The organism is uncultured Pelagimonas sp. (genome assembly GCF_947498515.1).
GTDB lineage: Bacteria > Pseudomonadota > Alphaproteobacteria > Rhodobacterales > Rhodobacteraceae > Pelagimonas.
The window spans coordinates 46124-72102 of record NZ_CANMKO010000009.1; the positions used below are offsets into that span (position 1 = coordinate 46124).

26 protein-coding genes are annotated in these 25979 nt (G+C 56.4%); 8 read left to right on the forward strand and 18 right to left on the reverse strand.

The genetic code is table 11. The annotated features are described in order from the left end of the window. Positions 1-26 precede the first annotated feature (26 nt). Together fghA and Q1A43_RS16910 are read right to left on the reverse strand one after the other, a co-directional pair. The gene (gene fghA, locus Q1A43_RS16905) at positions 27-857 is read right to left on the reverse strand and encodes an S-formylglutathione hydrolase (protein ID WP_299937113.1); all 831 of its coding nucleotides are present in this window, start codon (positions 855-857) and stop codon (positions 27-29) included. A gap of 42 nt (positions 858-899) precedes the next feature. Beyond that, positions 900-1514: a TetR/AcrR family transcriptional regulator gene (locus tag Q1A43_RS16910; RefSeq protein WP_299922914.1), complete on the reverse strand. Its 615-nt coding sequence runs from the start codon at positions 1512-1514 to the stop codon at positions 900-902. Between the two features lie 379 nt (positions 1515-1893). Between Q1A43_RS16910 and mbfA the strand changes: the two genes are divergently transcribed. Beyond that, positions 1894-2865, forward strand: coding sequence for an iron exporter MbfA (gene mbfA, locus Q1A43_RS16915; RefSeq protein ID WP_299937116.1), 972 nt, complete (start codon positions 1894-1896; stop codon positions 2863-2865). Here the strand turns inward: mbfA and Q1A43_RS16920 are convergent. The 8 genes from Q1A43_RS16920 to Q1A43_RS16955 all read right to left on the reverse strand — a co-directional run bounded on the left by Q1A43_RS16920 (position 2862) and on the right by Q1A43_RS16955 (position 10447). Beyond that, positions 2862-3770, reverse strand: coding sequence for a LysR family transcriptional regulator (locus tag Q1A43_RS16920; protein ID WP_299937119.1), 909 nt, complete (start codon positions 3768-3770; stop codon positions 2862-2864). The genes mbfA and Q1A43_RS16920 overlap by 4 nt on opposite strands. 101 nt (positions 3771-3871) lie before the next feature. After that, entirely contained in the window at positions 3872-4345 is a 474-nt protein-coding gene (locus Q1A43_RS16925) for an Hsp20 family protein (protein ID WP_299922920.1), read from the reverse strand. A 128-nt stretch (positions 4346-4473) separates the two neighbouring features. Next, on the reverse strand, positions 4474-5208 hold the full coding sequence (locus Q1A43_RS16930) for a trypsin-like serine protease (RefSeq protein WP_299922922.1): 735 nt from the start codon (positions 5206-5208) through the stop codon (positions 4474-4476). 65 nt (positions 5209-5273) lie between these two features. Continuing rightward, the gene (locus tag Q1A43_RS16935; protein ID WP_299937121.1) at positions 5274-6017 is read right to left on the reverse strand and encodes a trypsin-like serine protease; all 744 of its coding nucleotides are present in this window, start codon (positions 6015-6017) and stop codon (positions 5274-5276) included. A 165-nt stretch (positions 6018-6182) separates the two neighbouring features. Next, positions 6183-7466, reverse strand: a complete 1284-nt coding sequence (gene glcF / locus Q1A43_RS16940) for a glycolate oxidase subunit GlcF (RefSeq protein WP_299937124.1) — start codon at positions 7464-7466, stop codon at positions 6183-6185. A gap of 1 nt (position 7467) precedes the next feature. Then, on the reverse strand, positions 7468-7815 hold the full coding sequence (locus Q1A43_RS16945) for a hypothetical protein (RefSeq protein WP_299922928.1): 348 nt from the start codon (positions 7813-7815) through the stop codon (positions 7468-7470). Continuing rightward, positions 7815-8936 (reverse strand): FAD-binding protein, encoded by a 1122-nt coding sequence (locus tag Q1A43_RS16950; RefSeq protein ID WP_299937364.1) that lies wholly within the window; start codon positions 8934-8936, stop codon positions 7815-7817. Before Q1A43_RS16950 ends, Q1A43_RS16945 begins: the two co-directional genes overlap by 1 nt. A 62-nt stretch (positions 8937-8998) precedes the next feature. After that, a complete protein-coding gene (locus Q1A43_RS16955; protein WP_299937127.1) occupies positions 8999-10447 on the reverse strand; it encodes an FAD-linked oxidase C-terminal domain-containing protein in 1449 nt (482 codons plus the stop codon). Between the two features lie 119 nt (positions 10448-10566). On the opposite strand from Q1A43_RS16955, the gene Q1A43_RS16960 reads away from it, so the two are divergent. From Q1A43_RS16960 to Q1A43_RS16970, 3 genes are read left to right on the forward strand one after another with little or no spacing between them, the layout of a single operon-like run. Next, positions 10567-10977, forward strand: coding sequence for a CopD family protein (locus tag Q1A43_RS16960; protein WP_299937129.1), 411 nt, complete (start codon positions 10567-10569; stop codon positions 10975-10977). Then, positions 10978-11688 carry a DUF599 domain-containing protein gene (locus tag Q1A43_RS16965; protein ID WP_299937132.1) on the forward strand — a complete coding sequence of 237 codons (711 nt, stop codon included), beginning with the start codon at positions 10978-10980 and terminating at the stop codon, positions 11686-11688. A gap of 36 nt (positions 11689-11724) precedes the next feature. Continuing rightward, a complete protein-coding gene (locus tag Q1A43_RS16970) occupies positions 11725-12063 on the forward strand; it encodes a hypothetical protein (protein WP_299937135.1) in 339 nt (112 codons plus the stop codon). Between the two features lie 10 nt (positions 12064-12073). On the opposite strand, the gene Q1A43_RS16975 is transcribed toward Q1A43_RS16970, so the two are convergent. Genes Q1A43_RS16975 through Q1A43_RS16990 form a run of 4 tightly spaced genes read right to left on the reverse strand, consistent with a single transcriptional unit; the run spans position 12074 to position 18748 of the window. Continuing rightward, entirely contained in the window at positions 12074-14113 is a 2040-nt protein-coding gene (locus Q1A43_RS16975) for a glutamine amidotransferase (RefSeq protein ID WP_299937137.1), read from the reverse strand. Beyond that, entirely contained in the window at positions 14110-16869 is a 2760-nt protein-coding gene (locus Q1A43_RS16980) for a DUF4159 domain-containing protein (protein ID WP_299937140.1), read from the reverse strand. Before Q1A43_RS16980 ends, Q1A43_RS16975 begins: the two co-directional genes overlap by 4 nt. Then, positions 16866-17744, reverse strand: a complete 879-nt coding sequence (locus Q1A43_RS16985) for a DUF58 domain-containing protein (protein WP_299937143.1) — start codon at positions 17742-17744, stop codon at positions 16866-16868. The genes Q1A43_RS16980 and Q1A43_RS16985 overlap by 4 nt, the downstream gene beginning before the upstream one ends. After that, positions 17741-18748, reverse strand: coding sequence for a MoxR family ATPase (locus tag Q1A43_RS16990; protein ID WP_299937146.1), 1008 nt, complete (start codon positions 18746-18748; stop codon positions 17741-17743). The genes Q1A43_RS16985 and Q1A43_RS16990 overlap by 4 nt, the downstream gene beginning before the upstream one ends. 69 nt (positions 18749-18817) lie before the next feature. Here Q1A43_RS16990 and Q1A43_RS16995 point away from each other — a divergent pair, with 69 nt between their 5' ends. Next, the gene (locus Q1A43_RS16995; protein ID WP_299937148.1) at positions 18818-19399 is read left to right on the forward strand and encodes a DUF1285 domain-containing protein; all 582 of its coding nucleotides are present in this window, start codon (positions 18818-18820) and stop codon (positions 19397-19399) included. On the opposite strand, the gene Q1A43_RS17000 is transcribed toward Q1A43_RS16995, so the two are convergent. Together Q1A43_RS17000 and Q1A43_RS17005 are read right to left on the reverse strand one after the other, a co-directional pair. Continuing rightward, positions 19396-20322 (reverse strand): DMT family transporter, encoded by a 927-nt coding sequence (locus tag Q1A43_RS17000; RefSeq protein ID WP_299937150.1) that lies wholly within the window; start codon positions 20320-20322, stop codon positions 19396-19398. The genes Q1A43_RS16995 and Q1A43_RS17000 overlap by 4 nt on opposite strands. Positions 20323-20466: 144 nt before the next feature. Then, a complete protein-coding gene (locus tag Q1A43_RS17005) occupies positions 20467-21225 on the reverse strand; it encodes an SDR family NAD(P)-dependent oxidoreductase (RefSeq protein WP_299937152.1) in 759 nt (252 codons plus the stop codon). An 82-nt stretch (positions 21226-21307) separates the two neighbouring features. Between Q1A43_RS17005 and Q1A43_RS17010 the strand changes: the two genes are divergently transcribed. Continuing rightward, entirely contained in the window at positions 21308-21901 is a 594-nt protein-coding gene (locus Q1A43_RS17010) for a TetR/AcrR family transcriptional regulator (protein ID WP_299922947.1), read from the forward strand. 8 nt (positions 21902-21909) lie between these two features. On the opposite strand, the gene Q1A43_RS17015 is transcribed toward Q1A43_RS17010, so the two are convergent. After that, positions 21910-22728, reverse strand: a complete 819-nt coding sequence (locus Q1A43_RS17015) for a sulfotransferase family protein (RefSeq protein ID WP_299937155.1) — start codon at positions 22726-22728, stop codon at positions 21910-21912. 142 nt (positions 22729-22870) lie between these two features. Here Q1A43_RS17015 and Q1A43_RS17020 point away from each other — a divergent pair, with 142 nt between their 5' ends. Both Q1A43_RS17020 and Q1A43_RS17025 read left to right on the forward strand, forming a co-directional pair. After that, on the forward strand, positions 22871-24448 hold the full coding sequence (locus Q1A43_RS17020) for a DUF5928 domain-containing protein (protein ID WP_299937158.1): 1578 nt from the start codon (positions 22871-22873) through the stop codon (positions 24446-24448). 64 nt (positions 24449-24512) lie between these two features. Further along, positions 24513-24887, forward strand: coding sequence for a histidine triad nucleotide-binding protein (locus tag Q1A43_RS17025; protein ID WP_299937161.1), 375 nt, complete (start codon positions 24513-24515; stop codon positions 24885-24887). Positions 24888-25034: 147 nt separating this feature from the next. Here Q1A43_RS17025 and Q1A43_RS17030 read toward each other — a convergent pair whose 3' ends face one another. Beyond that, positions 25035-25952 (reverse strand): ABC transporter ATP-binding protein, encoded by a 918-nt coding sequence (locus Q1A43_RS17030; protein ID WP_299937164.1) that lies wholly within the window; start codon positions 25950-25952, stop codon positions 25035-25037. Between the last annotated feature and the right edge of the window lie 27 nt (positions 25953-25979).

Genomic DNA, 25979 nt, shown 5'->3' on the forward strand with positions numbered 1-25979 from the left:
CGCGCTATGCAAGGTTGGTTTCTATGTCAGGCGTATAGGGCATTCGAATGAAAGGCCACGTGATCTTCCATGAAGGTCGAGACAAAGAAGTAGCTGTGATCATAGCCCTTTTGCATCCGAAAGGTGCCGTCCTGACGTTTGGCCGCCATAGCCGCGCTTAGGGCTTCGGGTTTGAGCAGGTCTAGGAATTGGTCATCCCCCCCTTGATCAATCAGGACCGGGCCGTCAAAGCCGGTTTCCTGCATCAAAAGCGTGGCGTCATGGCCGGCCCATGTTGTTTCATCGGTGCCCAAATAGGCGGCCAACTGTTTGCGTCCCCAATCACTGGCGGTGGGGTGGGCAATTGGCGCAAAGGCCGACACCGATCTGAAACGACCGGGCAAGGACATCGCAAGGGTGAGCGCGCCATGCCCGCCCATGGAGTGGCCGGTGATCGATTGACGCTCTAGATCGACGGCGAAGTTTTCTCCGAGGAGGGCTGGCAGCTCATCCGCGATGTAGTCCCACATGCGGAAATGCGGGACCCATGGGGTTTCGGTTGCATTGACGTAAAATCCGGCCCCTTGGCCAAGGTCATAGGCCTCGTCATTGGCCACATCATCGCCGCGCGGCGATGTATCCGGAAAAACCAGTGCGATGCCTTCTTCAGCGGCCCAAGCCTGAGCCCCGGCTTTGACCATAGCGTTTTCGTGGGTACAGGTCAGACCGGACAAGTACCAGAGCACCGGGACTTCGCCGAACTGCGCCGCGTCAGGCAGGAATAGGCCAAAGGTCATGTCACATGCACATGCCTTGGACGCATGGCTATAGACACCCTGCACCCCACCAAAACAGCGATTTTCCGAAACGACCTTCATGCATGTTCTCCAAGGCAAGTTGCGGCCTCAAACAGGGGCCGCTTATGCGCCGTAACGTGCCATGAAGGTCTCGACAGCGCCATCCACAATTCGCGCAATTTCATCGTCGCTAAAGGTGGTTTGGATGCCGAACATCAATTTGGGATGAAGATCCGCTTTGCACAATTCGGCAAACTGATCCGCCGCAAGAGCCATATCCTCGATCTGCAATTCACCGCGATCACGTGCGGCGCTTAAGTATTCGATGGTGGCATGGCGCATGATCATCGGCCCGCTGTGATAAAACTCACGGCCAATGTCGGGAAAACGATCCGCCTCTGCGACACAGATTCGAAACATGCGTTGGCCCATGTCGGAATAGATGAATCGCAAAAAAGTTTGACCGGCCATGGTCAGAACCTGCCGAGGCGGTGCCGTCAGGTCCATACTTGTCAACGCGTCTGATGCTTGCGCACGACATTGCGCCGAGGCAACCTCCATAAACAAAAGGCGTTTATCGGGAAAGTAGCTATAAAGCGTGGCCTTTGAAACACCTGCTTCTTTGGCGATGTCGTCAACGCTGGCCCCCTCGAACCCGTCGCGCAAAAACACTTCGCGCGCGCCATCGAGCACCTGATCAAATTTGCGTCCCTTACGAACGCCAGTATCAGCAGTCATGTTTTTTCCCCGAAATCACCGCCCCTTTATAGCGGCGGTGATTCGTTCGCGGCAAGGAACCAAGCGTCACTCGCAAACAATATCGCCCGACGCGAGGTTCGAGCACCCCTGAGTTACGTCACCAGTGGGGGCGGGAAATGTCAAATCGGGCAGAGAAAAGGTTGGCAAAGCCATGGCAGCTGCGCCGGTTGAAAGAACCAGGAGGGCGGCAAGAGCTACGGAGCGCATCGTTTTAGATCCTTCTAAACTGTTTCGTTTAGATAACTAAACCAATCGGTTCAGTTTGCAAGTGAAAACTGAACTAAAGCGTTTAGTTTTCTGCATTGCGGCTATGAAATTTTCGCCTACATTAGACTCATTCTAACTTGGAGAGCCATGGATGCGCTTTTTGACCCACCGACGCGGCTTTGATGATTTGTCCGAGCAAGAAATTCTCGCGCTAGCGATTTCGTCCGAAGAAGACGACGCACGTATTTATCGGAGTTACGCAGAGCGATTGCGCAGTGAATACCCGGAAACCGCCAGCGTGTTTGATGGTATGGCCACCGAAGAAGACACACATCGTGCATCGTTGATTGGTTTACATCAAAAACGGTTTGGCGATGTCATCCCCCTTATTCGGCGTGAACATGTTGCGGGCTACTACGCGCGCCGCCCGGTTTGGCTTGTTGAAAACCTGTCGCTTGAAAAAATTCGCGAAGAAGCCGCCGCGATGGAGCGAGACGCCGAACGGTTCTACCTTTCTGCTGCGCAACGGAGCAGTGATGCCGGAACCCGCAAGTTGCTTGGTGATTTGGCGGCGGCAGAGGCCGGGCACCAAAACGCGGCAGAAAACATGACATCGGGTCTATCCGACGAGGCGTTGGACGACGAAGAAGCGACTGAAAAACGTCAATTCTTGCTCACTTGGGTCCAACCGGGATTGGCCGGGTTGATGGATGGGTCGGTGTCGACCCTTGCCCCGATTTTTGCCACCGCATTTGCAACACAAGACACTTGGACGACCTTTTTGGTAGGTCTCGCGGCCTCGGTTGGGGCCGGGATTTCGATGGGCTTTACCGAAGCGGCGTCGGATGATGGGCAATTGTCCGGACGTGGGTCGCCATGGAAACGCGGATTTGCCTCTGGCATCATGACCACGCTTGGCGGGCTTGGGCACGCTTTGCCCTATCTCATCCCGGATTTCTGGACCGCGACGACTTTGGCGTTGATCATTGTTTTTGTCGAACTTTGGGCGATTGCTTGGATCCAGAACAAGTTCATGGACACCCCGTTTTGGCGCGCAACCTTCCAAGTTGTGGTCGGCGGAGCGCTTGTGTTTGCCGCCGGGGCGCTGATCGGATCGGGCTAGTCGGTTTCCCCGGTTAGCAACCCGGGGAGCTTGTCTGCGATTACATCCCACACCAAACGAATGCGCGGGTTGGTGCGCAGCTCTCTGTGCGCGACCAACCAAACGGGGTATTCAAATTTCGGCTCATCCGGCAGAACTCGGTACAAATCCGGGTCGGCGTCACCCATGGCACAAGGGCCGACACCAATGCCAACCCCCTGTTTTGCCAACATCCAATGCGCATAGTGGGACGCGGTGTTGGTTTTGAAATTGGCCTCGGTCACTGGGATACCAAATTCCCGAAACGGGGTGATGATGTCATCGTTTTCACCCAAGCCGATGAACTCGGCCCGCCCGAGATCGCCAAGGCCAGAGAACGGGCCGAGCCGGTCCAAATATGCGCGAGACGCAAAAAAAGTTCCGGTATCGGTTGCTATCAGTTTACCAAATAGGTCCGGGTCCTCGGGGCGGGCATTTCGGATGGCAATATCCGCCTCGCGGCGACGTAAATCGCTGACCAAATTTGACGAAACTATATTGATTTTGATACCGGGCGCCTGGACGCGCAAATGTTCAATGATTGGCGGCAGCACCCAGACCGAATAGAGTTCGGTGGCCGAGATGCTAACAGTGCCCTCAAGCTCTTCGGACTGACCGCTGGCTACTAGGGAAATCTCAAGCGCTGCGTCGCCCATCGCCTTGGCATGGGTCAGCAATTCATGCCCGGCTTGGGTCAGCTCAAGCCCACGTCCAACCCGTTCAAACAGGGTCACGCCCAGCTCTTCTTCAAGTCCGGCGACCTGGCGGCCCAACGTGGGTTGCGCCATACCAAGGGCACGCGCCGCCGCCGAAAGCGAGCCTTCCTCGGCGGTGACCAAAAAAGCCCGCGCTCTGTTCCAATCGAAATTCACTGATCGCCAATCCATAGGCTAAGGCATAAATCAGCCGCGCCAACAGTCAATGACAAACGCAAATGGCCCCGGCGGAGGAGATGCCGGGGCCATCGAAACACAGACTGAAAAGGGGGTTAGTTTACCGCCTGTGCGTCAACCACATCCTGTTCGGTCGACGCCGATTCAGGTTTGGAAATGGCGATACGGCGCGGTTTTAGCGCCTCGGGGATTTCACGGGCCAGATCAATGTGAAGCATCCCGTCCGAATGAGAGGCCCCGACAACGCGCACGTGATCGGCAAGGTGGAAACTCCGCTCAAACGCGCGGGTAGCAATGCCACGATGCAGGTAGGTCTTACCCTTGTTCCCGTCCGCTTTTCGCCCGGTCACAACCAAAGACTGTTCTTTGACGTCAATGGTCAAATCCTGATCCGAAAACCCGGCGACGGCCAAGGAAATGCGATAGGCATCGTCCGATGTTTTTTCAATGTTATAAGGGGGGTAACCCTGTTGCGGGGCATCATTTTCCAGCACTCGGTCCATCATGTCTGCAATCTGGTCAAAGCCAATAGATGCACGGTGCAGGGGGGCAAAATCAAAATGTCGCATGGAATCCTCCGTTGAGCGATCCTTGTTGAAACCTTCCCATTTGGGACAGGCATTTGTTCGATCTCAGGGCCCAGCGTTAGGCACCCTGATGACACTGAGATGGGGAGAGGAAAATCGGGTTTCAAGCCCTAGGGTTTGACAAACCGTGCGCCGCCAGCGTCGCGTTGTCCGATGGTTATTCGTTTGGCACCTTTGCCCGGTTTGAGGCGTGAGGCATCATTTCGCAACTTGGCCATTAGCGTGGTAACCAATTCAGATGCAGGAGCCGCAAACGCGATTTTTTGGCCATTCCGGCCTTTTCCGCCGGCTGATACCACTGCTAAAATTCGTGACCGCCCGCCATCACGGACAAAGACCGGTGCGCCAGAGGAGCCGGAGGTTGTGTTGCAATCCATTCCAAGAACGCCGCCAACATAGACTTGGACGATATTGCACTTGGCCTCTCGGGACAGAACTTCGTCGCGGCCTTTGCCATAGGAAACAACACTGACGGTGGTGCCGAGCGGAACTTCGTCTTGAATTTTGAAAGGGTCGGCTTCGGAGCTGACAATCTTGTAGTCAAGTTTGAGCAAAGCCACGTCATGGGACATCAGGTCTGTTGTTACGCGACCGTCTTTTCCATGTTTGTAGCCAGGAGCGACAACCCATTTGGTCACTTTGCGGACGGCAATGGCCTTGCCGTGGTGATACCCTGCCTTGAAATGGAGTTCGCTGGCAGGAATAGGGCGGCCCGATCGCCTGTGAACACAGTGTCCAGCTGTTAAAACCACATCGCGGGCAATCAAAGTGCCGGTGCAATACCCCCGACCGTTATCAACCCGACCAACTGCTTCCCAGCCCAACAATTCACCGCGGCGATCCATGACGTCAAAGGCGAGGGCGGAATGAACACATGCAAACAAAACCACTGCAATCGTTAAAAAATATTTCATGGCTTAATAAATTTAGCTCCTGTTTCGCGGCGGCTTCCGGCGGCCATAGTCGATAGGCCGACCCCCTTTTCTCCCGCGTTTTCCAATTCAATAATCAATGTGTCGAGCAATCCGTTCAAAGGCGCAGCAAGAGACACGGGTTGTCCGTTGGCCTGCGCCTTGGCAGAAACGACGGACACGATGCGCGGCGTTCCTTCGGCATCAAACGAAAACACAGGGGACCCCGAAGCCCCGAAATCAACCGCGCAGGACAGCACCAACATACCATCCTGTTGCGCCATCACTTGACACAACTCCTGCAATGAGGGCGCTTCGGATCGGTCATGTGCATAAGAAACAACGCCAACGCGCGCGCCTTGATTGGGGCGGATGTCGGTTTCAAACGGATCAATCGTTGTATTTCGAATAGGATGTTGTAGCTCGATTAGCGCTAGATCGTTGCGCACGCGCGTGGTGTTGGACGAAGCCGCAAAGTCATATTCAGGGAGCGGGACCGCCTTGCGTACCCGGCGATAGGCCGCCGCGCGCCCGTTGCGCCAACCGGCCAGAAACTGGATTTCCTCAACCGGAACGCGGGTGCCTTCGACAGGGTCAAACAAACAATGAGCGGCGGTCAGAACCAATTCCGGGGCAATCAACGCACCTGTGCAAAAGGCTTGCCCCGAAATTTCAAGGCGCCCGACGGCCTCCCATTTGCGGCCGTCTTGGTTGCTATTCAGCGAAAAAAGCCCCTGTGCCAAAGCACAGTTGCCCCATAAAATCAGACAGATCGCAAATATCGCGCGCACAGATCAATCCCGTTTTGCCACTGGGTATCCAAAGGATGCGGCAAAATTAGGGCAAAATGATCAATTCACCGAGCAACGTTTTCCGAATTCGAGATTTTCGCCCGAACGGTGGTGCAATTAGGCAAGCGCCGGTGGTTTTGGCCCGCCAGTCGCCCAGTCCAACAGCTCAACAGTGTGGACAATTGGCGTGTTCGTGCCCGATCCAATTTGCATCATACACCCGATATTGCCCGCCGCGATGACATCGGGCTTCTTGGCTTCGAGGGTTTTCACTTTGCGTTCCTTGAGTTGCCCGGAAATTTCAGGCTGCATAAGGTTATAGGTGCCCGCCGATCCGCAGCAAAGATGACTATCAGCCGGTTCAACGACCTCAAACCCCACGCGCTTCAAGAGGTCTTTGGGGTAGGTTTTGATCTGTTGCCCATGCTGCAAGGAACACGCCGCGTGATAGGCAACGCGGAGGCCTTTGGCGGACCCTTCGGGCAAGTCCAGTTTCATGAGGACTTCGCTGATATCCATGGTGATATCGGACACCGCTTTGGCCCCATCGGCAAGGTTGTCATTGCGGAACATATAGCCGTAATCCTTAACCGTCGTGCCACATCCGCTGGTGTTGATAACAATTGCATCTAGCCCGTCCCTGGACATTTCTGCGCCCCAAGCGGTGATGTTTTTGGCGGCGGCGGCGTGGCTTTGGTCGTCTTTCCCCATGTGGTGGGTCAACGCGCCACAACATCCGGCCCCTTTGGCGACCACCACCTCACACCCCAACCGGGTCAGGAGGCGAATGGTGGCATCATTGATATCGGTATTCAGCGCCTTTTGCGCACATCCCGTCATCAAGGCCACGCGCATTTTGCGCGAGGTTTTTGCGGCAAAGCTTTGCGGATCGTCATTGCGGCTTACTGGTGGAATGGATTTGGGAGCCATAGCGAGCATGGCTTTCAACCGAGCATCGGGCATCAAGAATGCAAAGGGACGACCGATTTTGGCCCCTAATAGTGCAAGGCGAAACCGGGTCGGATGTGGCAGGATTTTCGCCAATACCCAGCGCAGCATGCGATCAGACAGCGGGCGTTTATAGGTCTTTTCGATGTAAGACCGCGCGTGATCAACCAAATGCATATAGTGCACACCGGATGGACAGGTCGTCATACAGGCAAGGCAGCTTAGGCAACGATCAATGTGTTGGACGGTCTTTTCATCCGGCACCCGCTCATTTTCCAACATGTCTTTGATGAGGTATACCCGACCGCGCGGACTATCCAACTCATCCCCCAGCACCTGATAAGTGGGGCAGGTGGCGGTGCAAAACCCGCAATGCACACAGCTGCGCAAAATCTCATTGGCACGCGCCGTGGCGGGGTCTTTCAACTGCTCGTCGGTAAAGGTCGTTTGCATATCAGGCCATCATTTGCGCCGTGGCCAATCCGAACCAAGGCAGAGTGGTTGCCAAAATGGCGGTAAGGGTGATGCCGCGTCGAACGCGCGGATGATCAATACGGTGCAGCAATGCCAATCCAACCATGCTAACCCCCAACACCCAAGCCAGCCACATGGCGGCCAAGGCTTCGACCGCCCCGTTGGCGGAGGAGGTTTGAAAATGATGGGCGGCCCAAATCGCGGCAACCAAGGCCACGCCTATTGTCGCCATTGTTCGCAAGCCAGCCGGTAGGCGCAATAAAACAGCGCATAGAACCGGCCCAACGCCAAAAGTGACACCAAAGGCGACGAGCGAGTTGAGTTCCATCAGTCCATGATCCCGGAGTTCAGTATTCCCTTGGGGTCAAACTTGGCGCGTAAAGATTTGGAAAGCGTTGCCAGCGCTGCCGGTTCTGGATGAAATGTCGGGGGTGTTGCCCCGGATTTTGACGCGCGGACCAAGGTCGCGTGGCCGCCGAAATCTCCCAAACGCTTGCGGGCATCGCTTCCTTCGCCCATCAAGGCCCAGATCAAGCCGCCGCCCCAATCGTACAAGAGCGACGTGGCCTTTAGCCGGTGCGCCAATTCTGGCGCGTCCGATGGTTTGCACGAAATGCGCCAAACGTCGCCGGGCTTGTCCTGCATCAACGCGACATCACGGACCCAACGCCAGCCGTCTTTCAACCGGTCCGGTGATCGCTCAATCGCAACATCCTTGTCGGAGAACATTTTGCGGAGCTCTTCGGCCCGATAGCTGACAGAGCCTTCAAACCCTTCGATCCGCAACATGGTGACCGGATGGCCATCTATTCCGGCGGGGGCGTGCGCGGCCCCGGTGATTTCATAGGGCGACCCCAAGGCGCGTGACATGGCGGTCACCGCCTCACTATCGCTTAACCCATTGATCAAAATGCAGGCTGCCGTTTCCGGCAAAGGCTGGGTTTTCAAGCTGACCTCGGTCAGCACGCCAAGGGTGCCCCAACTTCCGCTCAACAATTTGACCAGATCATAACCGGTGACGTTTTTCATCACCCGGCCGCCATTTTTCAAAACGGTTCCGGTGCCATCAACAAACCGCGTGCCAAGGGTGAAATCACGGCAGGCCCCGGCTTGAATTCGCCGCGGTCCACTGCTGTTGCTCGCTACCACGCCACCGATGGTGGATTGCCCCGTTGTACCCAATAACCCACGCAAATCCTGTGGTTCAAAAGCCAATCGTTGCCGCTCAGGGAGCAAGGCCGCCTCGATCTCGGCTAAGGGGGTCCCGGCCTGCGCCACCAAGGTCAGCGCACCGGGTTCGTAAAGAGAAATACCCGAAATTCCGGTGGTTTCCAGCGTTGTGGCGGCGTTAATCCGACCGATTGACCGGGTGCCGCCACCTTGAATGTGCAACGGCCCTTGGGCGGAGGAAATGCACTCTGCCAGCTCGGCTTCTGTTTGTGGGGACAGTGTCTTCATCTTGCCAAATAAACTCCGGGGTGAATGCGCCTTGGTGCAATGGGGCTGGCCCCTTACTCTGCTGCGATTTTGCCTGTGCGACGGGTTTCAGACGACGCCAAAGGAAAAACCTTGGCCGGATTCAGCAACCATTTTGGATCAAACACATCTTTGACCGCCATCTGCACTTCCAAATCCTCGGGGGTAAACTGATCAACCATCAGATCACGTTTTTCGATGCCAACCCCGTGCTCCCCGGTGAGGCATCCACCGACCTCGACACATAGCTTAAGCACCTCGGCCCCCATCTGCTCACAGAGTTCAAGGTCGCCGGGTTTGTTGGCGTCAAACATGATCAAAGGGTGCATATTGCCATCCCCTGCGTGAAATACATTGCCAACACGCAAGCCATATTTGGTCGACAGCTCGGAAATGCCATTCAGAACGCGGGGCAGTTCGGAGACCGGGATCGTGCCATCCAAACACATGTAATCCGCGACCTGGCCGACCGCGCCAAAGGCCGATTTGCGGCCAAGCCATATGCGGGTGGCATCGTCGCTATCTTGCGCCTCGCGGAGCTCAACCGGGTTGTGGCGGCGCGCGATGTCCAAGATCTTGGTCAGCTGTTCATCAATCTCCGCGTCTGACCCTTCGACTTCGACGATCAAAAGCGCTTCGCATTCGGGATACCCCGCCTTGGCAAAATTTTCGGCAATTTCCAGAATAGGGCGATCCATGAACTCAATGGCAACCGGCAATACACCGGCTTTGATAATGTCGCTGACGCATTCCCCGGCGACTTCATTGCTGTCAAAGGCCATCAAGACCGGACGTGCGCCTTCGGGTTTGCGCAAAATGCGCAATGTGGCTTCGGTCACAACGCCCAACTGTCCTTCGGACCCACAGATGAGCCCCAAAAGGTCTAGGCCGCCGGCATCAAGATGCGCGCCACCAATTTCCACCACTGTGCCATCCATTTGAACCATGGTCACACCCAGAAGATTGTTGGTGGTTACCCCATATTTCAAACAATGCGCCCCGCCTGAGTTCATCGCAATGTTGCCTGCAATGGCACAGGCCAACTGCGACGACGGGTCAGGGGCGTAAAAGAAATCGTTTTCTTCGACCGCTCCGGTCACCGACAGGTTGGTTCGCCCGGTCTGCACCCGGATAAACCGGTTGTCGTAGTCGGTTTCCAGAACCTCGTTCATGCGCGCCACGCCCAAGATGACGCAATCCGCGGTTGGAAGCGCGCCACCGGCGAGCGACGTGCCGGACCCACGTGGCACAACGGGCACCCCTTCGGCATGGCAGACCTTCAACACGGCGCTGACTTCTTCGGTGTTGGCGGGAAGCACGGCGACCAAAGGTGGACAGCGATAGGCCGTCAACGCGTCGCATTCATAGGCGCGTGTTTCTGCCTCATCCGAGATGACCGCCCCTTGCGGTAGAACGGCCTGCAATTGGGCAACGATCCGCGCCTTTCGGGCCAATACGCTGGCATCGGGTCTCGGCATTTGCATAGGGCACCTCACAGTAATTGGTAAACTAATATAACCAAAATTCAGAAATAGCGAGCATAATTTTGAGAGGCAGGCAGTCTCGCCTTGCACTTTGTCACCGAGATAGGTCATTTGCAGCTATGGAATGGGTGAAAATCATACACTTGCTATGCGTCATGGGATGGATGACCTCCATCTTTGCCGTGCCGCGCGCGCTGATCTATTGGAAGCGTGAATGGGACCGATTGGGTGAATTTGGCCCCCTTGGGGACTTGACGATCCGGCTCTATCGATTTTCCGCCGGGCTTGGGGTGATCGCCTTGATCACCGGGCTTTGGATGGCGCACGATTTGGGATGGCCCGCTTGGGTGCATCTGAAATTGACGTTGGTGGCGGCACTGGCCGCGCATTATGTCTGGACTGGGCGGCTGGTTCTGCGCGCCCGCAAAGGCGTGTTCACCGAATCCGAAATGTTCCTGCGTATCTTTAACGAGGTGAGCGTCTTCGGGGCCATCGCCATTCTCTGGGCCGTTGTGGTCAAACCCTTCTAGATGGGCTGGGACACGGTCATTGCCGCTTTGACGCCGCTTGATCTTGCTGCGGTTGGTGTGTTTTTGGTGTTTTGGTTGGGGATCAGCCACATCATCGAACACCCGCCCAAGCGCCGCCCCTCCACGTCGCAGCTGATGGCGGAATATCGTCGCATTTGGATGCGCGAATTCGTGACCCGCGAACCGCGCATTTTTGACAGCCAGATCGTTGCGAGCCTTCGTCAAGGAACCGCGTTTTTTGCCTCGGCCAGTATGATCGCTATTGGCGGTGGGCTTGCTTTGTTGGGAAATGCCGATCAGCTGCGCGGCGTAGCGCAGGATTTGACCGCAAGTGCCGATCCTGTGGTGGTGTGGGAGCTCAAGCTCATTCTGATGCTGATCATGGCGGCGAATGCCTTTTTGAAATTTGTCTGGTCACACCGGTTGTTTGGATACTGCTCAGTTTTGATGGCGGCGGTGCCGAATGACGCGTCGGACCCCGTTGCGATGCCGCGCGCCATGAAAGCTGCCGAAGTCAATATAACCGCGGCCCGCGCCTATAATCGTGGCTTGCGCGCGGTTTATTTCGGCATCGCCTCGGCGGCCTGGCTTGGTGGGGCCATTCCTTTGCTGCTAGCAACGGTGTTTACCGTTGCCGTCATCATCCGCCGCGAATTTGCGTCGGTCTCACGCGAAGTCCTGTTGGATACCAGCGACCGCACAAGCTCGTGACTTTGCGGGCGCACTTTCCCTGTTAAGTTGGCTGGCATGAAATATGTGATTCCTTTCCTGTGCCTTGCGACCCAAGGCTTGGCTGATGCCCCCGTCGTAACCGCCGCCGAAATAAGCCCCGATGGCCGCGTGTCCGTGACCTTGACCCACCCTGATACCGGGTGGGATCATTATGCCGACGGGTGGCGGGTCGAAGATGCGGATGGCACAGTCCTTGGCCTGCGCGTTTTGGCGCATCCGCATGTGAACGAACAACCCTTCACCCGGAGCCTTTCCGGCGTCGCGGTTCCCGACGGGGCTAAAAGCGTGTTTATTCGCGCACGGTGTTTTGTAGATGGGTGGTCGGACGAGGTGTTTGAGTTAGAGCTTAAATAGACCTATCGGATTAATTCCGCCCTTCTCGCAACCACGCTCCGACAATCATCCCAGCGGCCAAAAGCAGAACCAACCACGCCGGTAACAAAGGCGTTTGACGCACATCCAATGTTTCAAAGGCTTCGCGTGGCGTGACACCCACCCAACCACGTCCTGCGGCGGGGCGACCCGAGCGCACCGACCTGATTTGCGGCAAACCATCTTGCAACGGCATGACGCCGCCACGCCGGGTGGCTATCAACTCGGCCATCGGGGTGCCGCTGGCGATTGTTTTCTCAAACTCCTTTGGGGCGGCGGGGCCAAGGCCGATAACGGCCTCCAGTTTGCCTTCGGCCAAACGGTACAAGCCAATCTCTGGCCCATCATAGAGCGCTTCAAAGCGACCCGGGCTGGTTTCGCTCAGTTGAACCTTTTCCTGAGATCCGTCCGGCCGTGTTATGGTCACTGAACCAACATCGGCTTTGAGAGAGCGTCGGATGATCCGCATGGTTTGCCCCGACGGTTCCGCCCATAGCGCTTCTTCTTCGAGCTCCGGCTCTTTCATCATCCAATGTGACAGGCGGCGCAGCAGGTCCAGTTGCGGACCGCCACCTTCAAAACCGCGGCTCCAAAGCCACGCCTGATCGGACGCCAAAAGCGCCACGCGCCCTTCGCCAACACGATCAAGAACCAAAAGCGGCTTGCCGTCATTGCCTTCCATAACCGTGGTTCCGGTGTTGGGCTCAACCTCGATCTGGCGCATCCAGCGGCCCCATTCCTCGGCCCCGGTTAGGCCGGCGGTCACCGGATGACGCAGGCCGAGTTCAGTGACCTTGGGTTGGAAAGGCAAATCAATGACCCGCGCGGTGGGTTCCGCCGGCAACACATCGCCCAAAGGCGAGCGATAGAGCGAATCCGCCGAGGCAAAATCAGGCCCCGCGGCGACCAAAACCGCACCACCGCCTTCGATGTAATTACGTACATTGTCGAGATAGATCGACGGTAAAATCCCGCGTCGCTTGTAGCGGTCAAAGATGATCAGATCGAAATCGTCAATCTTTTCCAGAAAGAGTTCGCGCGTCGGAAAGGCGATCAGTGACAATTCGTTCACCGGCACGCCGTCTTGTTTTTCAGGCGGACGTAGGATTGTGAAATGCACCAGATCAACCGAGCTATCCGATTTCAGAAGGTTGCGCCATGTGCGCCCGCCGGCATGAGGTTCGCCGGAGACCAGCAAAACCCGCAAACGGTCGCGCACGCCGTTGATCTGCACAAGCGCGGTATTGTTGCGATCGGTCAACTCACCCTCGGCGGTGGGGACGGTGAATTGGATCACATTCATCCCGCCATGGGGCAATGTGACGGGCATCTCCAAATCTTTGCCAATCGGCACGGAAAAGCGTTGCGGATCGGCCCCGTCAACGGAAATCAAGATGTCGGTTTGCGCGTCATTTGGCGCAGCGCCGTCATCATCGATCCGTAGGGTCAGCTTCACCTCTTCCCCCAGAATGGCAAAGCCGGGGGCGTTGCGCACGCTCAGGCGGCGGTCCCAATCCGTGTCGCGCCCGGTGAGCAAAAGGTGCAGCGGGGCGGGCAAATCCGGTGCGCGTTCAAGGTCATGCAAACGACCATCAGAGAGAATGAATATCCCGGCGATGCGCCCACGCGGCTCTTCGGCCAAGACAGAGGAGAGCGCCGTCATCAGCTCGGTCCCGGCGTTGCCAGATCCGTCGGGGACCGAGATGCGGCGGATTTCTGTGTTCGGGCGGGTGGCAAGCCGCGCCTCAAGCTCTTGGGCGGCAGAGGCCGTGACACCAGCCCGATCCGCAAGCCGTTGTGAGGCGCTTTCATCCTCAAGGATCAGCATGATATCGGCCAGTGCGGCGCGATCTTCGATTTGATAGGACGGTTGCGCCAAAGCGGCGATCAAGACAATCGCGGCCAGCAAACGCAAAGCCCACCCGGACAGCCCCCGCCAAAGCGCGAGAATGACACCGGCCACGGCCAACGCCGCCAGACCCGAAATCACAGCCCATGGCAAAAGCGGGTCAAAAACGATTTGTCCGGTCATTGGCCCAGCCTATCCAAAAGTGCAGGCACATGAACCTGATCCGATTTGTAGTTTCCGGTCAGCACATGCATCACCAAGTTAACACCAAAACGATTGGCGATCTCGCGTTGGCGCTCACCGGTAAAGCTCCGCCCAAGCGGCACAAGCGGTGATCCAGTTTGATCAACGGCCCAAGCCGAGGCCCAATCGTTGCCGCCAATCACCACCGGGGTGACGTTGTCATTCAAGTTGCGAAACGGCATGCCCTCGACCAATTCGGCATCTGGCGGGGCGGCTTCGACCCAAACGTCCCGGCCCGTGTAGCGCCCAGGGAAATCCTGAAGCAGGTAAAAAGTCCGGGTAAGAACGTGGTCTTCGGGGATGGGTTCCAACGGAGGAATATCCAAGCGCGCGGCCAATGCCTGCAATTTGCGCCCGTTTGGCGTGGCAGTGCCGAACCCGGCAATATCGGCATCGCGGGTGTCAAACAGGATCATGCCACCCGAGCGCAGGTATTCATTCAGCTTGGCATAGGCTGCATCCGAGGGAATGGCCTGATCCGGTGAAATCGGCCAGTAGATAAACGGGAAAAACGCCAACTCATCTTCTTCGAGATTAACGGCCATGGGCAGGGCGGGTTCAACAGATGTCCGAAAGAATAATGTGTCCGACAGGCCGCGCATCGCCGCCCCGGCCAATTGATCAAGCTTGGCATCGCCGGTTAGGACATGGGCAAAGACCACTTCGGACGTGGCGGCAATCGCCAGTTGATCATCGGGGCCTTGCGCCCGGCTTTCGACGGGCAAGGCCAAAACGAGGATCAGCCCAGCCGCCGCGCGCGCACCGACCAAGCGGCCAGACAAAGCCAAAGACGCAATGACATCTGCAAGCAGCAGGGCAATCGCACCGCCGAGCAACCATCCGCCAAGAGGGGTCTCTTGTGGGCGGCTCAATCCTTCGACTGCGATATGGTCGGGCCAGATCATCAGGGCCAATTCGGTGTCTGCGGCAATCACATTTCGGGCCAAACTGCGGTTTTCACCCTGATACAATCCGGGACGTAGCTCTGTGTTCAATTCTTCATCGACAAGGTCAACACCATCGACACCGGGCAATGTTTCGCCATCACGCAGCACACCAAAGGCGTCAAGAACCGAGATCGGTTGCCACGTTGTGCCATCCATGGCCTCTGCTTCGACGGCCCCTGCGCTCGAGGAAATAGCCAGCCGTTCCAGCATCTGAACGAAAAGGCCCGACAAAGGTAGCGTCGACCATTCGGCATTGGCCGTCACATGGACAAGAACCACCTGACCTTGGCCGACCAATTTGCGTGTCACCAAGGGGGTGCCATCGCTCAGTTGTGCAATCACACGCTCGGCCAAAGCCGGGTCTGGTTGCGCCATGACTTGGCTGTTTACGGTGATCTCATCCGAAGTATTCAGCCCGGCAAAGGGGCTGTCTTCGTCAAAAGGCGCTAGGGTTTTGGGTTCGCCCCAACTCATCGCGCCGCCAACCGTGCGGCCGCCCGCGCGTAGGCGAACAGGCATTAGCGGGTCTTCGGTGCTTCGGCTGACATCACTGGCGGCAAGGCGCGGACCAGCAAAACGGAGCAACAAGCCCCCTTTGTCGAGCCATTCCAAAACAGCGGCTTCTTCACCGGGGGCGAGGGTTGCGACATCGACCAAAACGATCACGTCGGGATTGGCCAACAAGACCTCGCTGAGTGATCCATTTAAAAGATCGGCCGTAGGGGCCAGCGCTTTGACCAAGTAATGCAGCGGGTCGAGCAATTGCAGCCCTTCGCGCCCCTCGCGTCCTGCGATCAAAGCGACTTCGCGACGCCGCAAGCTGTCATCAGGAAGTGTCACGGCTCCGGCGCTTCGCGTGCCTGCGATTTCAAATCGGGTGATGCGGGCGCGCATTTCTGCCGGCAAAGCCTGCTTGGTTTCGGTCGTCAGCGCGTTCTCGGCAAATGTCACCGGAGCTTGAAACAGCACAGCGGGATTGCCCGCCGGATCGGTTCCGTGCCCAACCAACGAAACCTCGACTTCTGGTCCGGGGCGCAGACGGTGCAAGGTGAGGTTGAGCGCCCCATCTGCCAAGGTCGCGGGGCCCAAGGCATATAGAGCGCGCGGGTTTTCAAAAACTTGCACGTCCCCTTTGTTCTCTAAAAGGCGCAGCAAACCGTTGCGGCTCTCTCGGTCTAAGCCATCAGACATCCAATAGCTGTCAAAATCATCCTCGGGTAGGGCCGCAATGGCTTGGGTCGCGGTGGTCGAACCGGGTTGCCATGGTTCCGGTTGAATGCCGGAGAGGCGGCTGCGCAGCACATCGGCGCTAGAAAACTGGACGGGTTCGGGGTTGCTTAGGCGCAACAAAGCAACGGGGCGTTCGTCGCGTCCGGCCTTGGCCAGCAAACCATCCAAGGCCCGCATCCGCGCCCGCCAATCGCTGGCCGAGGCCCAGCTTGCATCCATCACAACCAACAGGGGGGCATCACCCGCGGCCTCTTGTTTGGGTTCAGGATTCAGGATCGGGCCAGCAAGCCCAACGATCACCGCTGCGACGGCCAACATGCGGAGCAAAAGTAGCCACCAAGGGGTGCGATCGGTGACCTGATCATCATCCTTGAGTCCCAAAAGAAGGACCACACCGGGAAATAGCCGCCGCACAGGCGCAGGCGGTACAGCCCGCAAAATCACCCAAAGGATCGGCAGCGCCAGCAAAGACACCAACAACATTGGTGTGGTGAAACCAAGTACGCCAAACAGGGTCATCCGTGTCCTCCGTCCAGCGCCCGATAGAGCCACAAAAGGGCCGATTGCGCGCTGTGATCCGTGTGATGACAGTAAAATTGCCAGCCCGTCAGGCGGCAGAGTGTTTCAAGCCGGTCTTTGCGCTCTGCCAAGCGTTGCAGATAGCGGTCGCGCAACTCTCCGGCCTTGAGGGTCTCATGCGCCAGCGATTTGCCGACGCTTTCAAAGATGGTTCGGCCCTGGAAAGGGAAGGCCTCTTCGCTGGGGTCGAGAACCTGAACCAACACGCCGCGTACACCGCGATCGGCGGCTTTGGTCAGGGCGGCTTCGATTGGCGCAATGTCGGACATGAAATCCGAAATGAAAAGAGACCGGGCATGGGGAAGCATGCCGCGTGCCTCGGGTTCGGCGTAATCAGTAGTGTCTTCGCGGCTGAGCATTTCGGCCAGTCGCAGCACCTGTGCCTCGCCGCGTCGAGGGGGGAGGTCCCAACCGGTCAGGCCAACCCGTTCACCGCCCCGGATCAATAAAACAGCCGCTGCGAGGGCGATGAGCTGGGCGCGATCGGCTTTGGTCGGCAGGTCCTTTTGCGACGAAAACCGCATCGAGGCACCGGGATCGACCCAAAGCTGTACACTTTGCGCGACTTGCCATTCCCGTTCGCGGATGAATTGATCATCACCTTTGGCAGAGCGTCGCCAATCCACCCAGCGCAGGCTATCACCGGCCCGCATCGGGCGGTATTGCCAGAAATCATCGCCCAAACCCGCGCGTCGGCGACCATGTTCGCCTAGCAAAACCGTTCCGGCCAATTGCTCTGCACGGGCAAGCAGCGCTGGAAAGCGGCTGGCCTCGTCTTGGGCGCGGCTTTTGAGTTGGGCGGTTGTTTGGGTCACGCAGCCGCCTCAGTTCGGGCAACACCCGACGCGACCTCATCAATCAATGCCCCAAGGTCTTCGCCTCTGGCGCGGGCCGAGAAGGATAGCGCCATTCGATGCGTCAAAACCGGGCGGGCCATGTTGATCACATCCTCGGGGGATGGGGCCAAACGCCCTTGCAACAAGGCGCGGGCGCGCACGGTCAACATCAATGCCTGGGCGGCGCGCGGGCCGGGCCCCCAAGCAACCAACTCGCGTACGCGTTCGGGGGCGGAAGGGTCTTCGGGGCGGAAGGCGCGGACCAAATCAAGGATCATCTCAACCACCGCATCGCCAACGGGCATCCGCCGGAGCAGGGTTTGAGCATCAATCAGCTCTTGCGCGGTAAAGACCTGATGAGCCTCGGCTTCTTCGGTTCCGGTTGTTGCCAATAGAATATCACGCTCGGTCTCGCGATCCGGGTAATTCACGTCGATCTGAACCAAAAAGCGGTCTAATTGCGCCTCGGGGAGCGGATATGTCCCCTCTTGTTCAATCGGGTTTTGCGTTGCCAAAACATGGAACGGCGCATCAAGGGTTCGGGTTTCTCCGGCGACGGTCACTTGCTTTTCCTGCATCGCTTGAAGCAGGGCGGATTGGGTGCGCGGGCTGGCGCGGTTGATTTCATCGGCCATCATCAGCTGGCAAAATATCGGGCCGGGGATGAATTTGAACGCCCGGCTGCCATCCGCCCCGGTTTCCAAAACCTCTGAGCCAAGAATATCGGCGGGCATTAAGTCCGGCGTAAACTGAACGCGGTTGCCATTTAGCCCCATAACGGTGCTCAACGTTTCGACAAGGCGGGTTTTTCCAAGGCCAGGCAGACCAATGAGCAGCCCGTGACCACCACACAAAAGCGCCGACAAGGTGAGCTCAACAACCCGTTCCTGTCCGATAAAGCGCGCATTGATCGATTGCTTGGCCTGCGCCAGTTTCTCTTCCAGCGCCTCAATATCAGCGACCAGATTTTCGGCGTCAGCCATGTGAACTCTCCATTGCAATCAATCGTGTTAGATATGAATGTATCGTGTGAGTTGGAAATGGCAAAAGATATGAGCGAACAAAATCTTGTGACACCATCGGCCGAAGGTATCGTGGCCTCGGTTAAAGCGACAAAAGGCAAGGGTTTGCCCCCGGTTCACAAGTGGAATCCGCCGTTTTGCGGTGATTTGGACATGCGGATCGCACGGGATGGCACGTGGTACTACCTTGGTACACCCATCGGCAGATTTGAGCTTGTGCGGCTTTTTTCATCGATCCTGCGCAAGGATGACGACAAATATTTTCTTGTGACCCCGGTCGAAAAGGTCGGAATCACCGTCGATGATGCCCCGTTTGTGGCGGTGGATTTCGAAAGCGAAGGGGAGGGTGAGGCGCAAACCCTGACCTTTCATACCCATGTCGGCGATCAAGCGATTGCCGGCCCGGACCATCCCATTCGTGTGATCCGTGATCCGGAGACGGGTGAACCATCTCCCTATGTCTTGGTGCGTGCCAACCTAGAGGCGTTGATTGATCGCAAAAGCTTTTATCGGCTCGTCGATCTTGGGGCGCATCACGATGGTTGGTTTGGGCTTTGGTCCTTGGGTCAATTTTTCCCGATCATCCCGTCGTCGGAGCTGGAGGGACTTTAAACGCCTGTCGCGCTTCCCTTTTGGGCAAAGACCACGCCAAAGGCTACGATTCCTGCGCCCAATGCGGCCTGTAGGTCCCAACTCCCGCCAAGGGCATAGACCAAAACCATCACGTAAAATGGCGCGATGTTGATGTGAAACGAGGCGACTGCAACACCGAGTCGACCAACAGACGCCACCCACATCACTTGGCTAAGGGCCATGCCCGCAAAGGCATAGAACAAGATCAACTGAATCTCCGGCAGGTCGACGGTGGAAGTTGGTCGAACGTCCACGCCCCACATATGTAAGCCAAGCGTCAAAGCCCCCATCGATAAACAGCCACCTGCGAGGGTAAGGGTCGATCGCCCGATTGGGCTTAGGGATGGAAAGTCGCGGACGGTCAAAAAACTTCCCCAGCAAAAAAGAAAGCACGATCCGGTGGCCGCCAAGGCCCCAAGGCCCAAGGCCATGCTGCCACCCCCCGTGGCAACCAATCCACCGATCAGGGTTGCGAAAAGACCAACGATGAAACCTTTGGTTAAACGCCGGCCTTCACAGACCATTTCGATGATCACCGCGGCCAAGGGGCAGGTCGAGGCAATAATGGCGACGGTCACCGCATCGGTTATGGATTGCGCCAAAACCAAAAGGTAGGTGCCAAATCCAAAGGCAATGCCGCCAACCAAAAGACCCCGCCCCCAACGGGCCCCCATGACGGCGCGCGGCCCGTCGATAAGCACCCACAAAGGCAGCAGTATCGCGGTGACAACGGCCAACCGCAGGGCGACAAGGGATTGCGCCGGCCAACTTTGCAACAGGATGTCAGCGGCCGGAAACCCCATCGACCACGCAATCATCGACCCCATGGCCAGCATGTTGCCAGACACAATCGTGCTTCGGTTGCTGGCGGGCACCAGCAAGGGATCAGGCACCTGCGACACGCGGCGGACTCCTGTAGATATAACATGTGAAAAGGGTGGCTCCTAAATGGGGCCACCCTTGGACTTTGCAAATTGAGTCGGAATGATCTGGCCTGTTTTCGACATCGCGTCGCTTATGAGCGAACAGGTCGAAAAAATTTGCGCCTAGGCCTGCATATTGCGCATCAACCCAAAGCAAAGGCGCGGTGACAGACGCATCAATGGCGGGAGCAATCGCGCCTTGCCAATCCAAACCTCAGAGCGCCGATCCGCGACACCTTTCAAAATGTGGTGAGCTGTTTCTGCGGGGGACATTTTCTTTTCCGGGCGCCCTCGGGATAGGGTTGTATCGACCACCGGGGGCAAGGCTTCGGTGACACGAATGGGGAGGGCCGCGTCTTCGATTTGATAGCGCAATGTTCTGGTGAAACTCCGCAACGCGGCTTTTGTCGCGCAATAGACCGGGGCTTCGGCCTTGGGGGCAAGGGCCAATCCCGAGGTGATGTTGACAATTTGCGCCTCGGGGTGGTCGGCCAACACGGGCAAAAGACCGGCGCAGATTTGCATGGGGGCCGCCAGATTGATTTGAACCTCTGCGGCGATGTTCGGCAGATGTGACCGGGCAGGTGTGGTCAAAACCGGATAGGTCATGACGGCGGCATTGTTGAAAACCGCGCTGCAATCTGGGTGGGCATCGCTCACCCAATTCACAACTGCGCGGGGCATTTCAGGGTCGCTTAAGTCCGCAGCAAGCACGTCGACAAGATTCCGAAATTGAATTTGCATTTGATCGAGTTGGGCCTGATTGCGCGCCACGGCGATGACACGCGCGCCTTTTGACATCAACTGCCGGGTGAGTTCGGCTCCTATGCCCCGAGTTGCACCGGTGACCAATATTTTGCGACCTTGCCAAAATGCATTCATCACAGCTCTCCTTGAAAATCTGTTCGCTGATGTCAAAATGCGAGCAAAAGCTCAGATTTCATACTCGCATTGGAGAGACAGGGTGCCGGACACGCTATTGCCCCGAAAAACACCGCGCCAAGGCCGGTCGCGCGCCTCATATGAAGCGATCCTGATGGCGGCTGCTCAGGTTTTGGAGCGTGGGGGAATGGCGGCGCTCAACACGAATCTTATTGCCGAAAAGGCGGGTGTTAGTGTTGGGACGCTGTATCAGTATTTTCCCAACAAAGAGACTATTGCCGCCGAGCTGGTGCGCCGCCTTCGGGCGGAAATGCGCGCTGACATATTGCAGGCGGTTGCCGCTACACAAGGGAGCAACATCCACGACACGGCGCTTGCGATGGTAAGGGCCTCAATCAAACACCATACTCGTGCGCCCGGATTGGTGCGGGTTCTAGAAGCCGCCGAGGCGGAGTTGCCATTGGATGAGGAGGCGCGCCACGCCAAGGCGCAGGTTCACAAGGATTTGGTTGCGGTGCTAGTGGCGCATGACATTGACAGGCCAGAGATCGCATCGGTTGATTTGGCAGCCATGGCAGAAGGTATGGTTCATGCCGCCATTCAGCGCGGCGAAGAAGACATAGACGATATCACCGCGCGGGTGTTTCGCGCGGTGTGTGGGTATTTGAACATTTAGAGCCGGGATTAGTCGCCAAGCTTGGCGTGCACCTCGTCAAGATCTATCTCGCCAATCGGCATCTTGTTGGCCGGATTGTCAAAATCGTATTTGAACAATGCAAAGTCGCGGTGAAAGATTTCCTTGATCAAGTGCATCGACATGTCGTCGAAATATTCCTCGACCGGATGCGCCCGCTTGGGGCCATGTCCTTCGGATTCGTTGAAACGCGGGATATTGGCGAGATCAACCTCATGCGGAGTGTTAACTGCATCCAAAACGCTTTGCATGCCCTCGTTGAACTTTTCCGTCCAAAAGATGTTGTTGTAGCGACCACCATTCACGATGAAGGTGCTGACATGGCCGGACATGGCCGACCAATGAATGTCGGGCTCCATCGGGCGGCGCCAGCGGATGGTATCACGCGTGAAAAGCAAGAAACGGCGAAAGCTCTTGATCTGATCAAACTCTTGTTTGCCGTCATCTCCGCCAACTTCGATCCCATATTTTTGAATCAAGAGCGGAACAAGGTTGCCCCGATAGCGCCGACCATTGCGTTGAATCCCGCAAATCTTGTCAAAAAAGCTCGACAAAATGCGCGTGTAGGGATTGCGGACGCAGGTATAGGCATAGCTGGTGCGCGTTTTGACGTTTGCCTTGATTGCGGGCTGGCTTTCTTCGCGCGCCCACTTGTGCAAACCGTCAGTGGCATCATGGATGTCACCGTCAAAAAACTCTCCGTGATCGGAGTAATACATAATTTGACCGATCGTCGAACAGGCGCATTTCGGAACAACCCGATACACCATGCTTTGACTTTCGGTCATCCAGGTTCCCGGAAAACCCATAACTCGCTGCCTCCAGCTGCCGCGTCATCTTGTTTTTGACGCCCTTTGCGCCCTAAAAAGCAAAATAATCGGCTTTATTCAACGCCTGTTCATGTCTATCAACATAAACAATCAGGCAAAAATAGGGCAGATGGTTTCCTAAATGGCAAAAATCGCCTTCATCCTGCTGTGTCATAAAGACCCAGAAGCGATCATAAAACAGGCGCAAAGCCTTACCGCCGTGGGCGACTATATGTCGATCCACTTCGATGCGCGTGCGAATCCGGATGATTTCAAAAAAATTCAGGAGGCGCTGGGCGACAACCCGAATGTGACCTTTGCCCACAAGCGAATCAAATGTGGATGGGGCGAATGGAGCCTTGTTGAAGCGACGATCTACGCGGTGCAATCCGCGGTTGATGCATTTCCACGCGCAACGCATTTCTACATGCTGTCGGGCGATTGCATGGCGATCAAATCGGCGGAATACGCGCATGAGTTTTTGGACCGCCGCGATTGCGACTACATCGAAAGCTACGACTATTTTCAGTCCGACTGGATCAAGACCGGTTGGAAGGAAGAGAGACTTATCTATCGGCATTGGTTCAATGAACGCACGCAAAAACGCCGGTTCTATGCGATGTTTGAAGCGCAAAAGCGTCTTGGCCTAACCCGTGAAATTCCAACCGATCTTGAGATCATGATTGGATCGCAATGGTGGTGTTTGCGCCGTCGAACGGTCGAATGGGTTTTGGATTTCATCAAGAAACGCAAAGACGTGATGCGATTTTTCCGCACCACATGGATTCCGGATGAGACGTTTTTTCAGACCCTGGTGCGCCATCTGGTTCCCGGTCATGAAATCGAATGCCGGACGCTGACGTTCTTGATGTTCACAGACTACGGCATGCCAGTGGTGTTTTATAACGACCATTATGACCTCTTGTTGAGTCAGGATTTCCTATTCGCCCGCAAGATCAGCCCCGAGGCAACCGAGCTGCGCCGACGGTTGGGGGTGCTTTACTCCTCCGAAGGACAGCGTTTCAAAATTTCGAATGAGGGACGGTCGCTCTATAAATTCTTGTCCAACAAAGGGCGGATTGGTCGGCGGTTTGCCTCGCGTTTCTGGGAAAAGGAAAGCTCGCTTGGGCGAGAACGTGAGCTGATGATTGTTGTCTGCAAAAAGTGGCACGTGGCCAAGCGGTTGCTTGAACGTATCCGGCAGATGACGAACATCCCCTGTATCGAATATCTGTTCAACGAGGATAGCTGTGAGCTTCCTGATCTGGGCGGTATCCAATCGACTATGGGCAAACGGCACAGACATCGCCGTGCCTTGATGCGGATGCTGTTTGATTACTATGAAACGGATCGTTTGATCGTTTGTATGGATCCGGCCAACCTTGACCTGTTGGAGGATTTCGGTCGCGACCGATCGTTGACCCGTATCCTAGAAGTCGAAACGCAGTTTTCGGATGAATACCTTATCGGTCATGCGATGCGTGTTGGCTTGGCTGGTGAGCGCACGCCGCCAGAGACCTTGCAGCGCCTGTTGCCCACGGTGCGAAACGACATGGTGCATGAAAGCGACCGAATTCGGGACGCAAATTTCGCCAATTTACTCCGCATGCGCGAGATTGAGACCATCGATACCAATGCCGCCACCGTCGCGAACTTTTTGTCGGTGTCGCAAGAGCAAGCGCGTCAAATCATTGACCACGATCATTTGTATGCGGATTGAGGCCCTTGGTTTTTTGCGCGATACCTATGCGTGAAACGATATTTGCGGCTGGGAGCTGAGATCAATGGGTTACGTTTACGACGAGCAGAACATTTTTGCGAAAATACTGCGTGGGGAAATTCCGAACAATACTGTGCTGGAAACCGAGCATAGTTTGGCGTTTCGTGACCTTTATCCGCAGGCACCAACGCATGTTTTGGTGATCCCCAAAGGGCCCTATGTCTGTTTTGATCACTTTGCTCAAAACGCGAGCGAGGCAGAGGTGATTGATTATGTTCGCGCGGTTGGCGAAGTTTGCAAATCCGAAGGCGTTGAAGCGGACGGGTTTCGGCTGATTTCAAACGCGGGCAAAGACGGCGTTCAGGAAGTGCCTCATTTGCATGTGCATGTTTTGGCAGGTCGGCCATTGGGTAGAATGCTGGCGCGCGCGCCGGAGTAAGGGTTCCCAAAAGGTGCAGGCCAGTGGCCTGCGCTTTTTAATTCAGCAAAAGCCTTTTGGCTTTTGCTTCAACGCTAGCCTCACTGCGACAATAGAATTTGCTGTCTTAACGGCCTTGTCGTGGGACAGGTCACTTTCTATCGGGGGCTAGGTTTTGTTGGTCAGGGATAAGAAGACGTCCTCAAGATCGGCCTGTTCTGTTCGGACGTCGCGGATGCGAATTCCTGCGGCATGTACAGCGGTTAGCACATCTTCGGCGCGGGTCTGTTTGGCGTTGTAGCTAACGGCAACAGAGCCATCAGGCCGGGTGTCCACCGTCAAACCGGGGCCGGCGGGAAGTGATTCTGGAACGTGTTCTGGTGTGATCAGCATGGTTTTTGCATCCAGCTGCCCCAGCAAATTCGCGGTACTGTCGCGCACCACAAGATTACCTTGGTCAATGATTGCAATCTCGTCACACATTTCCTCGGCTTCTTCGAGGTAGTGGGTGGTTAGGATGATGGTCATCCCGCGTTCCTGGTTCAGTTTGCGGATGTTTTCCCAAAGCATTTGACGCAGTTGGATATCTACACCGGCGGTTGGTTCATCCAGAACAAGGATTTGTGGATGATGAACAAGGGCTTTTGCCAGCAATAACCGCCGCCTCATTCCGCCCGACAACGTACGCGCATAGGCGTCGCGCTTGTCGGAAAGCCCAACCATTTCAAGAATTTCATCGCTTTTGCGCTGGGATTTTGGAACGCCATACAAGCCGGCCTGCACCTCGAGTGCGCCATGGGGGGAAAAGAACGGATCGAGGTTGAGTTCTTGTGGCATGACGCCAATGGCAGCGCGGGATTGGCGCGGGTTTTTATCCTGATCCCATCCCCAAATCTCGGCCTTGCCAGCGGATTTCACCACCAATCCGGCAAGAATGTTGATGAGGGTGGATTTGCCAGCCCCGTTTGGCCCCAAGAGGCCAAAGATAGACCCGGCAGGCACCGCGAGATCAATTCCCTTGAGGGCTTCTTTGCCGCCTTCATAGGTCTTTTGCAGATTGCTGATACGTATCGCATCCTGTGTCATTGCGCGTGCTTGCTCCTGCGGCTGGCT